The organism is Gordonia soli NBRC 108243 (assembly GCF_000334455.1).
Classification (GTDB): Bacteria; Actinomycetota; Actinomycetes; order Mycobacteriales; family Mycobacteriaceae; genus Gordonia; species Gordonia soli.
In genome coordinates, this window is the sequence record NZ_BANX01000020.1 from 111,220 (window position 1) to 125,550 (window position 14,331).

General features: G+C 66.6%; 11 protein-coding genes and 2 tRNA genes. 6 read left to right on the forward strand and 7 right to left on the reverse strand.

The window, feature by feature from the left end; all coding sequences use genetic code 11:
• The first annotated feature begins 3 nt into the window (after positions 1–3).
• The gene (locus GS4_RS14325; protein ID WP_007621744.1) at positions 4–2,319 is read left to right on the forward strand and encodes an FdhF/YdeP family oxidoreductase; all 2,316 of its coding nucleotides are present in this window, start codon (positions 4–6) and stop codon (positions 2,317–2,319) included.
• A gap of 93 nt (positions 2,320–2,412) precedes the next feature.
• Here GS4_RS14325 and clpX read toward each other — a convergent pair whose 3' ends face one another.
• From clpX to GS4_RS14350, 5 genes are all read right to left on the reverse strand, one after another.
• Complete coding sequence (gene clpX, locus GS4_RS14330) at positions 2,413–3,693, reverse strand: ATP-dependent Clp protease ATP-binding subunit ClpX (RefSeq protein ID WP_007621746.1); 1,281 nt, start codon at positions 3,691–3,693, stop codon at positions 2,413–2,415.
• A 296-nt stretch (positions 3,694–3,989) separates the two neighbouring features.
• Positions 3,990–4,685: an ATP-dependent Clp protease proteolytic subunit gene (locus GS4_RS14335; protein ID WP_007621747.1), complete on the reverse strand. Its 696-nt coding sequence runs from the start codon at positions 4,683–4,685 to the stop codon at positions 3,990–3,992.
• Between the two features lie 47 nt (positions 4,686–4,732).
• Positions 4,733–5,326, reverse strand: a complete 594-nt coding sequence (locus GS4_RS14340) for an ATP-dependent Clp protease proteolytic subunit (protein WP_007621748.1) — start codon at positions 5,324–5,326, stop codon at positions 4,733–4,735.
• Between the two features lie 273 nt (positions 5,327–5,599).
• Positions 5,600–6,946 (reverse strand): trigger factor, encoded by a 1,347-nt coding sequence (tig, locus tag GS4_RS14345; RefSeq protein ID WP_007621749.1) that lies wholly within the window; start codon positions 6,944–6,946, stop codon positions 5,600–5,602.
• Positions 6,947–7,026: 80 nt separating this feature from the next.
• Positions 7,027–7,100, reverse strand: a tRNA-Pro gene (locus tag GS4_RS14350).
• A 241-nt stretch (positions 7,101–7,341) separates the two neighbouring features.
• On the opposite strand from GS4_RS14350, the gene GS4_RS14355 reads away from it, so the two are divergent.
• The 4 genes from GS4_RS14355 (at position 7,342) to GS4_RS14370 (ending at position 10,235) form a co-directional block, all read left to right on the forward strand.
• Positions 7,342–7,415, forward strand: a tRNA-Gly gene (locus GS4_RS14355).
• A gap of 125 nt (positions 7,416–7,540) precedes the next feature.
• Positions 7,541–7,729 carry a hypothetical protein gene (locus GS4_RS14360; RefSeq protein WP_040510598.1) on the forward strand — a complete coding sequence of 63 codons (189 nt, stop codon included), beginning with the start codon at positions 7,541–7,543 and terminating at the stop codon, positions 7,727–7,729.
• Between the two features lie 278 nt (positions 7,730–8,007).
• A complete protein-coding gene (locus GS4_RS14365) occupies positions 8,008–9,267 on the forward strand; it encodes a lipase family protein (protein ID WP_007621756.1) in 1,260 nt (419 codons plus the stop codon).
• Positions 9,268–9,539: 272 nt separating this feature from the next.
• Positions 9,540–10,235 (forward strand): L,D-transpeptidase, encoded by a 696-nt coding sequence (locus tag GS4_RS14370; RefSeq protein ID WP_007621757.1) that lies wholly within the window; start codon positions 9,540–9,542, stop codon positions 10,233–10,235.
• A gap of 204 nt (positions 10,236–10,439) precedes the next feature.
• On the opposite strand, the gene sthA is transcribed toward GS4_RS14370, so the two are convergent.
• Positions 10,440–11,894: a Si-specific NAD(P)(+) transhydrogenase gene (sthA, locus tag GS4_RS14375; protein ID WP_007621758.1), complete on the reverse strand. Its 1,455-nt coding sequence runs from the start codon at positions 11,892–11,894 to the stop codon at positions 10,440–10,442.
• 348 nt (positions 11,895–12,242) lie between these two features.
• On the opposite strand from sthA, the gene GS4_RS14380 reads away from it, so the two are divergent.
• Entirely contained in the window at positions 12,243–13,238 is a 996-nt protein-coding gene (locus tag GS4_RS14380) for an amidohydrolase family protein (RefSeq protein WP_007621760.1), read from the forward strand.
• A 90-nt stretch (positions 13,239–13,328) separates the two neighbouring features.
• Here the strand turns inward: GS4_RS14380 and GS4_RS14385 are convergent, their stop codons facing one another.
• On the reverse strand, positions 13,329–14,264 hold the full coding sequence (locus GS4_RS14385) for a PE-PPE domain-containing protein (protein ID WP_007621761.1): 936 nt from the start codon (positions 14,262–14,264) through the stop codon (positions 13,329–13,331).
• Positions 14,265–14,331 lie beyond the last annotated feature (67 nt).

Consider the following 14,331-nt stretch of genomic DNA (forward strand, 5'->3'; position numbering starts at 1 on the left):
CATATGACGCACTCAGACCATGGGCACGACCACTCGATCGCCGAGCCGGAGGACGTCCACATCGGTCACGTCAAGCACTACGCCGCCGGGGTCCCGGCCGTCGCGGTGGCTCTCAAACGAGGCTTCGAACAGATGGGACCCGTTCGCACGACCCGCGCTCTGCTGAAGCTCAACCAGCGCGAGGGCTTCGATTGCCCGGGATGTGCATGGCCGGAGACACCCGGGCACCGCAAGCATGCCGAGTTCTGCGAGAACGGCGCCAAGGCCGTCGCCGAGGAGGCGACCACGCGTCAGGTCGGCCCGGACTTCTTCGCCGACCACGCGGTGGCCGACCTGCGGACCCGGTCGTCGTACTGGCTGTCTCAGCAGGGACGACTCACCCATCCGATGTATCTCGCTCCCGGCGACACCCACTACCGCCCGGTCGACTGGGACGAGGCCAATCGGCTCATCGCGGCCGAATTCGCGGCGATGACCACCCCCGACGAGGCGGTCTTCTACACCTCGGGGCGGACCAGCAACGAAGCCGCATTCCTCTACCAGCTCTTCGCCCGCAGCGTGGGCACCAACAACCTGCCCGACTGCTCCAACATGTGCCACGAATCGTCGGGCACCGCACTCGGTGACGCGATCGGAATCGGCAAAGGATCGGTCACCGTCCCCGACCTCGAGGTCGCCGATCTCATCATCATCGCCGGCCAGAACCCGGGCACCAATCACCCACGGATGTTGTCGACGCTGGAGAAGGCCAAGCACAACGGTGCGCGCATCGTCGCGGTCAACCCGCTCCCGGAGGCCGGTCTGATGCGGTTCAAGGACCCGCAGAAGGTCGGTGGGGTGGTCGGCCAGGGGACGCGCCTCGCCGACGACTTCCTGCAGATCCGCCTCGGCGGCGACATGGCGTTGTTCCGCGGTGTAGCCAAGCTGCTCCTCGATGCCGAGAACGCCTCTCCGGGAACGGTCTTCGATCACGACTTCCTGACCGCCCACTGCGCCGGACTCGACGAGTACCTCGACGTGCTCGCCGATGTCGACCTCGACGAGATCGTCACGGCCACCGGTCTGTCCCGGGCTCAGATCGAGGACCTGGCGACCGCGATCGCCACCTCGGATCGCGTGGTCCTGTGCTGGGCGATGGGACTCACACAGCATCGCCACGCGGTGGCGACGATCGCCGAGGGCACCAATGTCCTGCTGCTGCGCGGCATGATCGGCAAGCCCGGCGCAGGTCTGTGTCCGGTGCGCGGACACTCCAACGTCCAGGGTGACCGCACCATGGGCATCTGGGAGAAGATGCCGGAGTCGTTCCTCTCGGCACTCGACCGGGAATTCGGCATCGACAGTCCCCGCGACCACGGCCACGACACGGTGGCGTCGATCGAGGCGATGCAGCGCGGCGAGATCCGGCTGTTCGTGGCGATGGGCGGCAATTTCGTCTCGGCCGCACCGGATTCGGCCGCCACCGCCGCTGCGCTCGCGTCCTGCGCACTGACGGTCAACGTGAGCACCAAACTGAACGAGTCGCATCTGGCGACCGGCCGCGCCGCTCTCATCCTGCCGACCCTCGGTCGCACCGACCGCGACGTGACCGGCGGTGTCCGACAGCAGGTCTCGGTCGAGGACTCGATGTCGGTGGTTCACCTGTCCCGCGGATCGCTGAAGCCGGCGTCGACGGAGCTGCGCAGTGAGGTCGCCATCATCTGCGACCTGGCGACGGCAGTGCTCGGCACTTCTCACTCCGTCGACTGGCAGCGGTTACGCGGTGACTACGACGCGGTCCGAGACCACATCTCGCGGGTCGTCCCCGGATTCGAGGACTTCAACATCCGCGTGCGCCAATCGGACGGGTTCGTGCTTCCTCACCCGCCCCGGGACCGTCGGGAGTTCACCACCGCGAACGGCAAGGCGAATCTGTCCGCCGAACCACTCGACTGGGTCCGGACTCCGCCCGGACGTCTGGTTCTGCAGACCCTGCGCAGCCACGACCAGTACAACACCACGATCTACGGTCACGATGACCGATACCGGGGCATCTCGGGCGATCGACGGGTGGTGATGGTCAACGCGGCCGACATCGCCGCCCTGGGGTTCCTGGACCGGCAGCGGGTCGACATCATCTCCGAGTTCGACGGTCCGCGGGGCCGGGAGGAGCGGCGGGTCGACGGGTTCACGATCGTCGCCTACGACACCCCGACCGGCAACGCGGCCGCCTACTACCCGGAGACCAACCCGTTGGTTCCCCTGGGGGCCGTCGCGGCCCGGTCGAACACCCCGGTGTCCAAGGCGATCATCGTCCGCTTGGAACCCGCGGTCGACTGAACCGTCGCGGTCGGCCGATCACACCGACCGACGGCGAACGCGCACCCGCCCGGGGATGGGCGGATGCGCGTTCGCGATCGAGAACTGGGTGCGTCAGGCGCTCTTGTCGCGTCGCTCGTCGCGACGGTCCTTGCGCGGGACGATCGTCGGCAACACGTTGTCGCTGACGGTCTCCCCTGTCACGACGACCTTGGCGACGTCGTCACGGCTCGGGATGTCGTACATCACCGGGAGCAGGACTTCTTCCATGATGGCGCGCAAACCACGGGCACCGGTGCCACGATGGATCGCCTGGTCGGCGACCGCCTCGAGCGCGTCCTTGGTGAACTCGAGTTCGACATTGTCCATCTCGAAGAGCTTGGTGTACTGCTTCACCAGGGCGTTCTTCGGCTCGGACAGGATGCTCACAAGCGATTCCTTGTCCAGGTTGGTCACCGACGCGATCATCGGCAGTCGGCCGATGAACTCGGGGATCAGACCGAACTTGATCAGGTCCTCGGGCATCACCTCGGCGAAGTGGTCGACGACGTCCACCTCTTCCTTGCTGGCGACGTCGTTGCCGAAGCCGATTCCACGCTTGCCCACGCGATCAGAGACGATCTTCTCCAGCCCTGCAAAGGCGCCCGCCACGATGAACAGGACGTTCGTCGTGTCGATCTGGATGAACTCCTGGTGCGGGTGCTTACGTCCGCCCTGAGGCGGCACCGACGCCTGCGTTCCCTCGAGGATCTTCAGCAGCGCCTGCTGGACACCCTCACCGGACACGTCACGGGTGATCGAGGGGTTCTCGCTCTTGCGGGCGATCTTGTCGACCTCGTCGATGTAGATGATGCCGGTCTCGGCGCGCTTGACGTCGTAGTCGGCGGCCTGGATCAGCTTCAGCAGGATGTTCTCGACGTCCTCACCGACATAGCCGGCCTCGGTCAGCGCAGTGGCGTCGGCGATCGCGAAGGGCACGTTCAGCATCTTCGCCAACGTCTGCGCGAGGTAGGTCTTGCCACAGCCGGTCGGGCCGAGCATCAGGATGTTCGACTTGGCGAGCTCGACGGTCTCACCGGTCCGCGAGTCCTTCTTCTCCCCCGCCTGGATGCGCTTGTAGTGGTTGTAGACGGCGACCGCGAGGGTGCGCTTGGCGGTGTCCTGCCCGATGACGTAATTTTCGAGGAAGTCACGGATCTCGGCGGGCTTGGGCAGCTCGTCGAGCTTGACGTCGCCGGTCTCGGCGAGCTCCTCTTCGATGATCTCGTTGCACAGGTCGATGCACTCGTCGCAGATGTAGACCCCGGGGCCGGCGATGAGCTTCTTCACCTGCTTCTGGCTCTTGCCGCAGAAGGAGCACTTCAGCAGGTCGCCACCATCTCCGATACGTGCCATCGCGTGCTGTACCTACTTCCTAGTCGCCGGATCTGCCGAGTCGCCCGTTTCCTGACTCCTCGACCGTTCGATCTGCCGTCACCACCCCGGCCGCCCGCCGACCACGGGTGGCCGACCAACACCCGGATCGCCCAATAATCCGACGGTACCCGGGTGCCGCCCGATCTTCGACCGATAAGCCCAAATGTCGCGCGGCAGTTTCGTGCAACAGATCAGGGGTCAAGGATGACGGTTCCGGGCCCGCAACCGACGCAAGCGCGCTCGGCGTGTTCGGGCTCGGACACCGCCATCGGACGTCATGCCTTGCGGAAGGACTTCTTCCGGTATTCGAAGACCTCGTCCACGATTCCGTACTCCTTCGCGGCCTCGGCGGTGAGGATGTTGTCGCGGTCGGTGTCCTTCCGGATCTTCGCCGGCTCCTGACCGGTGTGGCGCGCGAGGATCTCGTCGAGACGGTTGCGGATGCGCTCGATCTCGGCGGCCTGGATCTCGAGATCGGAGACCTGCCCCTGATAGGCGCCACCGGTGCGGGGCTGGTGGATCAGGATGGTCGCGTTCGGCAGCGCCGCACGCTTGCCCGGGGTACCGCCGGCGAGCAGGATCGCTGCCGCCGAGGCCGCCTCGCCGAGGCAGACGGTCACGATGTCGCTGTGTACGTACTGCATCGTGTCGTAGATGGCCAGCATGTCGGGCACGCTGCCACCGGGCGAGTTGATGTACATGGTGATGTCGCGGTCGGGGTCCTGGGACTCCAACACCAGCAGCTGCGCCATCACGTCGTTGGCGACCGTCTGGTCGATCGGCGTCCCCACGAAGACGATGCGCTCCTCGAACAGCTTCGCGTAGGGGTCGTACTGACGCTGTCCGTTCGGCGTGTGCTCGATGAACTGCGGGAGGATGTAGCGCGCCTCGATGCTGCGCAGGGCGAGGGCCGATGCCGGGATTCCGGCGGCGACCTCGGGTGCCGTTCCGGCGGGAAGGGAAGTGCTCATCTGCTGCTCCGTGGGGTTGTGGGAACGTTCCGACGATCCGAGGTTGCTCACGGTCGGCTGATCACGTGGTCGACCAGGCCGTAGTCCTTGGCCTCCGATGCGGTGAACCACTTGTCGCGATCGGCGTCCGCCTCGATCTTCTCCAGGGGCTGCCCGCTGAACTCGGCGTTGAGCCGGTTCATCTCCTTCTTGGTGGCCGCGAACTGCTCGGCCTGGATCGCGATGTCGGCAGCCGTGCCACCGATGCCCGCCGAGGGCTGGTGCATCATGATCCGCGCGTGCGGCAGCGCATGCCGCTTGCCCTTTGCACCGGCGGCGAGCAGGAACTGCCCCATCGAGGCCGCCATACCCATCGCGTAGGTGGCGACATCGCACTCGGCGAGCTGCATGGTGTCGAAGATCGCCATGCCCGCGGTGACCGAACCACCCGGGGAGTTGATGTAGAGGTTGATGTCGCGAGTCGGGTCCTCGGCCGTGAGCAACAGGATCTGCGCGCACAGACGATTGGCGATGTCGTCGTCGACCTGGGTGCCGAGGAAGATGATGCGCTCGCGGAGAAGGCGCTCGAACACCGAGTCGGTCAGGTTCAGCCCGGCCACACCCGAACTCATCGTGGGTGTGTGGATGGTCGGCTCACTCACGGTTCCTACCTTTGCCTGTCGTGTTGACTGCATGTCGTGCTCTTGGGTGCGACCGTGATCGTGACGATCCGGTCGGCCACCGAGGTGCTGCCTCGTCCGGCAGCGATCATCGGTTGGTGATGTCCTCACCGACACTAACCAATGCCGGTGTCACCGCAGTCCCGATGACACCCCGCTTCGCTGAGAGCAGAACAGCCGGGCCGGGACTCCGGCACCGGCTGTCGGCTCGTCGGATCGCGGGTCTCGGCGACCCGCGGTCCGCGAAGGGGATCGTCAGTCGCCGGTCTCGTCGGTGGCCTCGGCCTCGCCGAAGAACTCGGCGGTGTCGACGGTGGCCCCCGACGAGTCGGTGACGCTCACGTCACCGACGATGCTCGCGAGCGCCTTGCCGCGGCGGACGTCGGCGTACACGGCGCCGACCTGTCCGGCGTTCTGCAACTGCTGGATGAACTCCTGCGGCTGCATGCCGTAGCGCTGCGCCTGGAAGAGGATCTGCTGGGTCAGCTCGTCCTGGCCGACCTCGGTCTCCTGCTGATCGGCGATCGCGTCGAGCAGGAGCTGGGTGCGCACCGACTTCTCGGCTTCCTCGCGGGCCTCGGCGTCCCACTCCTCGCGGGTCTTGCCCTGTGCCTCGAGGAACTTGGCGAGCTGCTCGTCGTCGTGACCGAGTGCGTGGATGATCTGGTGCTGCTGGCCCTCGATCTCGCCCTCGACGACCTTCTCCGGCAGCGGGATCTCGACGGTCTCGAGCAGCTTCTCGAGGACGGCGTCGCGGATCGCGTTGGCCTGCTCGACCTTCTTCGACTGCGCGACCCGCTCGGCGAGGCTCTCCTTGAGCTCGGCGACCGTGTCGAACTCGCTCGCCAGCTGCGCGAACTCGTCGTCGACCTCGGGCAGCTCGCGCTCCTTGACCGAGTGCACGGTCACCGAGACGTCCGCATCCTCACCGGCATGGTCGCCTGCGACGAGTTTGGTGGTGAACACCTTGCTCTCACCGGACTTCAGACCCACGAGTGCCTCGTCGAGGCCGTCGATCAGCTGACCGGAACCGACCTCGTGCGACAGGCCCTCGGTCGAGGCCTCCTCGACCGGCTGGCCGTCGATGGTCGCGCTCAGGTCGATCGACACGTGGTCGCCGTCCTGGGCACCGCGATCGACCCCGACCAAGGTGCCGAAACGCGCGCGCAGACCCTCGAGCTGCTCGTCGACGGCCGCTTCGTCGGCCTCGATGGCGTCGACCTCGACGGCCAACGTCGAGTAGTCGGGCAGCGTGACGTCGGGACGGACGTCGACCTCCGCGGTGAAGGTGATCGACTCACCGTAGGACAGCTCGGCCAGATCGATCTCGGGCTGGCCGATCGCCTTGATGTCGGCCTCGGTGACGGCCTCGGAGTACTTGCCCGGCAATGCGTCGTTGACGACCTGCGCGAGCACCGAGTCGCGGCCGACGCGGGCCTCGATGAGCTTGGCGGGCGCCTTGCCCGGACGGAAGCCCGGGATCCGGATCTGCTGGGCCAGCGACTTGTAGGCCCGGTCGAAGTCTCCGGACAGCTCCTCGAAGGGGACTTCCACATTGAGCTTCACTCGGGTCGGGCTCAGCTGCTCGACGGTGCTCTTCACGCCTCGTGCTCCTTATATCTGGGGGATCGGGTCCGAAAGTCTCCGGTCGTCTGCGGGACTTCTCGGGGTCGCCGGACGAGTCGGGATGACAGGATTTGAACCTGCGACCCTCCGCTCCCAAAGCGGATGCGCTACCAAGCTGCGCCACATCCCGTGGACCCGCCGCACGCTGCGCCACAGGGGCACACGGTCGCAGAGCAGGGCCAACGCCACATAGTACGTGGCTGCGTCGGCGTCACCCAACCGGGTACTCGACGCCCCCGATGCGCACTCGACGCGTCCGCCGAGCCCCGTCCACCGGGTCGCACCGGGCGATTTCTCCGATTGTCGGACCACCGGGTACAGTTCCGTGCTGCACGCGGAAAACCGATCTCACCGACCGGCTCGGCGCACACGCGGGTGTAGCTCAATGGTAGAGCCCTAGTCTTCCAAACTAGCTACGCGGGTTCGATTCCCGTCACCCGCTCCACAGGGTCAGCAGGCGTCACGCCGGCTGACCCTTTTGTGGTCTGCACGCCGCCGGGCGCGCCGGGGATTCGGAATCGCCTCCGCAACGACTGTGATCCACGCCACATCCGGCGTACCGTGGACCTCATGTCCACCAGCCTGTCCAAGAGCACCCGCAAGTGCCCCACCTGCGGCGCGAACCTGTACGTGCGCAAGGACGTCGCGGTCGCAGCCGCCGACGGTCCCGGGCGCGTCGACATCATGCTCGTCTGCCGCGACGAGTCGTGCGCCCAACCGGTGCGGCACCTCCGCACCGACCACCCCCTGCCCGCCTGAGCCGGGGGCACGGCGAGAGCGACCGACCCGCCATCCGGGCGCCGGCAGGACGACCTCTGCTCGTCCGCCAGGCGACCATGCGCCCTACGCCCTGGGAAGCAGCACGTTCGGATGAACATCCGATGACCTGCACAAGGTTCCCGGATCTGCATCGGTGGGTCGAAGTTGACACCACGGCGGGATGCCTCATCATATAAGCCGGGTTGGGAGGCTCATCCGCGCTCGTCTTCGAGCGCAGCCAGAACTGGGGGGTTGTGGTGTCGGTTCGACGTCCGCACATGAATCTGTCCACGGTACGGTCCACTACCGGCGTGCGCCGGCCGTGGCGACGTGCCGTCGTCGGCACAGCGATCGTCTCGCTGGTCGCCGGCCTCATCTCGGCCGCCGCGGGTACCGCGAGCGCCGACAACGTATCGCTGCCGACGCCGCTGCGCGATCGGTTCTACGATGCGCCGCGCAATCTCGACAAGCTCGAGAACGGCGACATCATCCGCGCACGGAACAAGCCGAATCCGCCGGCATTCGTCGGTGTCCGCACCTATCAGGTCGCCTTCCGGTCGACCGACTCGCAGGACAAGCCGATCGTCGGCGTGACGACGCTGCTGGTGCCGACCACCAAGAAGCCGAACGGACCGCTGCTGTCGTTCGAGCACATCGTCAACGCCACCGGGCTGCAATGCGCACCGTCGCAGGCGCTGTGGACCGAGGACCCGAACCTCGCGATCCGCGAGGCGCCGGCCCTCAACGTCGTCCTGCAGCAGGGCTGGACCATCGCGATCCCCGACCACCTCGGGCCGCGAAGTGCTTACGGCGCTGCGAAGTTGGGCGGCAAGGTCACGCTCGACGGCATCCGTGCCGCGCAGAAGTTCGCGCCCGCGGGCGTACGCAAGAGCAAGGTCGGCCTGGCCGGCTACTCCGGTGGCGGCATGGCCGCGGCCTGGGCCGCCGCGTTGGCCCCGAAGTACGCACCGGATGTGAACCTGGTGGGTGCCGCCTACGGAGGCGCCCCGATGAACCTCATCAAGATGGCCGAGGGGCTGGGTTACAACAATCCCCATCCCGCATTCGGCCTGGCCTTCGCCGCGGCGATCGGATTCTCCCGCGAGTACCCGAAGGAGATCCCGATCCAGAAGTACCTGTCCGGCCTCGGCCGGCAGATGTACCGCGAGCTGCGCAACGCATGCACCAACGACATCCTGCGAGTGGGCGCCGGACACAGCGCCAAGCAGGTGGCACTGGGCGGCGAGCAGATCTTCGAGAACAAAGAAGCCCGCCGGGTCGTGTCCGAGAACAGCCTGTCACTGTACCCGGGCATCCCGCGCGTGCCGATCTTCGAATGGCACAGCCCGACCGACGTGCTGATCCCGGTCTCGTCCATCACGTACACCATCAACCGGTACTGCCGGGCGGGTGCACGGGTGCAGACCCTGCTGACGCCGTCGCCGGACCATCTCAGCGCGGCGACCATCGGCGTGCTGCCGGCCCTGAACTTCCTCACGGACCGGTTCGAGGGACGTCCGGCACCCAGCAACTGCTGATCCGACGCACACCGACGACCACATCTGCTGCGAGATGGCACACCGTTCTTGATGGGCGGTTTGCCATCTCGCAGTTTTTTGTGACGCGACTCACAACGAGTTCACCACCACCCGCCACCTCGGCGTTAATGCCGACCGGTGAGACACCCGGCGAGAGTTGTCCGTTTGTTCGATCGCCGGTCTTTGGAGCGAAGGCAACGGTTGTGTAACGATGGTCGAGCGCATTCCGGGGGATGCGCATCGATTCATCAACTGCAAAGGTACGAACTCCTGTGCTGACAACTAAGCCCTCACGCCGCACGCGGCGTGGACCGGCACGTCTCCTCGCCACCATCTTCGGCGTCGTCGCCGTGATGGTGTCGCTGCCGTCCCTCGCGTCGGCCGCGCCGGTCACGGTCATCCCCGGCCTGCCTCCCGTCGAGGTGCCGCCGATCCCCGGTCTGCCCACTCCCCCGTCTCAGACGCCGTCGACGCCTTCGCCGACGCCGACTCCGGAGACCACCAAGGAGAAGCCTGCCGGCCCGCAGATCCCGAACGTGAAGACGTCGACCGGCTGGATCGCCCTCGCTGACGATCACACCCACCAGATCACCTGGTGGCACAACGGCAAGTACGCGCGGACGATGCCGATCTCGATGGGCTCGGACAACCACCCGACCCCCAACGGCGTGTACCACACCAAGGAGAAGTACCGCGACATGTACATGGACTCGTCCACGTACGGCGTCCCGGTCGACTCCCCCAACGGGTACCGCACGTACGTCGAGTACGCGACGCGGATGTCCTGGGACGGCATCTTCATCCACGCCGCACCGTGGTCGGTTGCCCAGCAGGGTCGCAGCAATGCGAGCCACGGCTGCATCAACGTCAACACCGAGAACGGCAAGTGGGTGTACGACAACATCCCGCGGGACACCCCGATCGTGGTGCGCAACACAATCGGCCCCAAGTACGTGCCCGGTAGCTGACACCAGCTTCTGACGACACCGATCGTCACGACGAAGCCCCGGACGGTTCTCCGTCCGGGGCTTCGTCGCTGTCAGGGGCGCCCTGTGCCGCGCTCGCGGGTGCCTGGTCCGGAGCCTTCGGTTCGGCGCCTCATGGGGCGGCCGTCTGCGGTCGGTCGACTCGGTGCCGGTCGGCACGGGGCGGGGTACTCGACCGACCGGTGATCAGGTGGACGGGACCGGGGCGGCCGAGTCCAGGTCGAGTGCGTTCCCGGTGGCCCGAACACGCGCGATCGCCCGCATCTTGTTCACCGCGTCGAGCGCCGCGACCTTGTATCCCTCGGCCAGCGTCGGGTAGTTGAACACCGCGTCCACCAGATAGTCCACCGACCCGCCGAGACCCATCACGGTCTGGCCGATGTGGACCAGTTCGGCAGCGTTGCTGCCGAAGGCGTGTACTCCGAGCAGCGTTCGGTCCTCGGCGTGGACGAGCAGCTTCAGCAGACCGTACGAGTCGCCCATGATGGCGCCTCGGGCGAGTTCGCGATAGCGGGCGACGCCGACCTCGAACGGGATGTTGTCCGCGGTCAGCTGATCCTCGGTCCGGCCGACGAAGCTGATCTCCGGGATCGCGTAGATACCGATGGGTTGCAGATCGACATCGGTGGCGCCGACCGGCTCGCCGAATGCGTGGTACGCCGCGCGACGTCCCTGTTCCATGGATGTCGCGGCCAGTGCCGGGAACCCGATGATGTCGCCGACGGCATAGATGTGGTCGACCTCCGTGCGGAAATGTTCGTCCACCGACAACCGGCCACGTCGGTCAGCGGTGAGGCCGGCCGCACTGACATCGAGCTCGTCCGAAACCCCCTGCCGCCCGGCGGAATACAGCACGGTGTCGGCGGGAATCCGTTTGCCGGAGGCGAGAAGCGTCAGCGTGCCCGACGGATGGCTCTCGACGGTCTCCACCGTCTCGCCGAAGCGGAAGGTCACCCCCCGTTCGCGGAGTTGGTACTGCAACGACTCGATGATCTCGCGATCGCAGAAGTCGAGCATCGACGGCCGCTGCTCGATCACCGTCACCTTCGACCCCAGCGCGGCGAACATCGACGCGTACTCGATACCGATGACGCCTGCACCGACCACCACCATCGATGCGGGCACCCGATCCATGCCCAGGATCTGGTCCGAGTCGACGACGGTGGCTCCGTCGAAGTCGACTGTCGACGGCCGAGCCGGACGGGTTCCGACCGCGATCACGAACTTGTCGGCGCTGATGTGCTTGAGGTCGCCGGTCGCATCCTCGATAACGATCTCCTCCGGGGCGACGAATCGCGCGCTCCCGATCAGCAGTGCAACCGAGTTACGTGCCAGCTGACTCTGGATGACGTCGATCTCCTTGCCGACGACATGCATGGTGCGAGCCGAGAGGTCGGTCACCGTGATGTCGCTCTTCAGGCGATACGACTGCCCGTACAGCTCGCGCTGATTGAGACCGGTGAGGTAGAGGACCGCCTCCCGCAGGGTCTTCGACGGGATGGTTCCCGTGTTGATGCAGACCCCGCCGACCATGTCGCGTCGCTCGACTACCGCCGCACGCTTCCCGAGTTTGGCCGCGGCGATCGCGGCCTTCTGTCCCGCCGGACCCGAACCGATCACGACGATGTCGTAGTGCTCCATGAGGATGTCTCCGATCAGAGAAGGTCCGCCCGAAAGGCCGCCGGTCGACCACCCCGGACGAACGGCATCCTCAGTGTCACCCAGGCCGGTGTCGCGCACGACTCGAAGCGTGGGTCACGGAGTCGATGCACCGAGGTCGCCCACCGACGGTCACACGCCGTTCACCTGGTCGCGCATCGACAGATCATCGACCAGACACCCGCTTGGCCGTCGGACCGAGGAGCCGCCTGGCGGGAGCAGATTGCTGCCCGCTCACACGCCACTTCGCGCCGCGCCATGACCGACTCCGGCCTAAGTTCGACAGCAGTGACGACCACACACTGTGATCCCGAGCAACGAGGTGTCGACATGGGACTGATCGCGATAGAAGAGCATTGGAATCACCCCGCTCTCACTGACGCGGTGCGCGCACTGCCTCTCGATGTCGGGGACCCGAGCATCGTGCTGGACGAGATGGGCGACAACCTCGAACGACTCGACGACATCGACGCGCGGCGGATCGACTACATGGACGCGCAGGGCGTCGAGATGCAGATCCTCTCGCTGGCTCCGCCCGGGGCGCATCCGCTGCCGAGAGAATCGGCCGTGCGGTTGAGTGCGATGGCGAACGATCTCGCTGCCGAATCGGTTCGTCGGCATCCCACGCGCTTCCGTGCACTGGCCTGCCTGCCCACCGCTGACCCGGCAGCCGCAGTGGCCGAACTCGAGCGAACGGTGGCGCAGGGATTCGTCGGGGCGATGGTGTACGGCCGCACCCGCGGGATCCCGTTCGACGACCGAGGATTCGACGATCTCTGTGCAGCGGCCGCTCATTTGCGCGCACCGATCTTCATCCATCCGCAGATACCGCCTGCCGTAGTGCGGACCGCGAGCTACTCAGGATTCGACGAGGTGACGGATCTGGGACTCGCCACGTTCGGTTGGGGCTGGCATCTCGAGGCAGCCCAGGCCGCGCTACGGCTGATCGTCGCGGGGACCTTCGATCGTCACCCCGATCTCCAGGTCATCCTCGGGCACTGGGGCGAACTGCTCCTGTTCTGGCGCAGCCGGATCGCCGGCCTGAGTCGGGTCGCAGGTCTCGAACGCCCGATGGACGACTACCTGCGCTCCAACATCCACGTCACCTGTTCTGGCATGCTCGATCCGGTGCTCCTGCGACACGTCCTCGATGTCACCACCCCGGATCGGTTGATGTTCTCGACCGACTATCCGTTCCAGCGTCCGACCCGCGACGACATCGCCGGTTTCCTGGCCTGCTTCGACGATCCCGCCGCACGTGAACTGTTCGTCGAGGGAAATGCTCGCCGCCTCTTCGGCATCAGCGTGCCCCCGGCCTCCGACTGACGAGCACGCGGCGCGACAGCCGATTCAGGCCCGACAGTAGCTCTTCGGGTGTGGCGCTTCGGCTGTGGCTCTTCGCCTGAGCCGGCCGGCTCAGGCAGCCAACCGGAAGGAGGCAGCGGATGTCGAGAAGGTCGCCTGGACCTGGATCCAGTGCGCGAGCACCTCGCAGCCAGTGGTCCCGGCATCCGTGACGGAGTCGGCGCGGTACTGCTCGACCGCGTAGGAGATGTGGCGTCCGCCTCCACGATTGCGCCAGCGGACGGTCCGCCAGGCCAGGACCGGCGGCAGATACCCGAGGACCTCACGCAGCGCTGACCGCAGTCGCCGCAGATCGCGACGCCACTGCCGCGGGCTGATCGCCGTTCGATGGGCGTTCTGGAAGTCGTTGCGGAACAGCGTCAGCACCATCGCGATCAACCAGTGTCCGAGCGCGGCGAAGGACAACGACCCGGTGAGATCGGCGATGTCGCGGATGAACGAGTCCGGCCGGGCATCACAGATCACGTCGCCGGGCACACCGATCCAGTGGACGGGGAGATCGTCCGGTAGATCGAGGCCGGGACCCGCGACTCCCCAACCGCTGCAACCGTCGACGGCGCCGGCAGGTTGGTGGGGGTCTGCGACGAGACCGACGGCGAGGATGTCGTCGACCCGCGCGTCGCCCTCGGCCACCAGCTGATGGATCGCGGTCCGGACCACCACCGCGCCTTGGGAGTAGGCGATCAACGCGATCGGACCGGGCGTCTCGGCCAAGGCCGCTCGCAGCCGCCGAGTGCCCTCGGCGACGCTGAGCGCGTAACTCATGCCACCCGGTCGAGGTGACGGGCCGTAACTGGCCGGGTAGCCGACCCACCGTGACCGGAACCGGTCGTCGAGGTCACGAGTGACCGCCGAGAGCATCCCGGTGACATGACGTCGACGATCCGCGCTCCAGGACTCGCCGGTGCCGCCGACCGCGAGCACGGTGATGACCTGCCTGCAGTCGGTACCCGACGAGGTGTCCTCGGTCGTGCGGTCGTCGTCCATGTCCCCAGGATGCGCCCGCGAGGTGAGAGCAGCACCGGTGCGACGCTGAGAGTTCACTGAGGTTGTC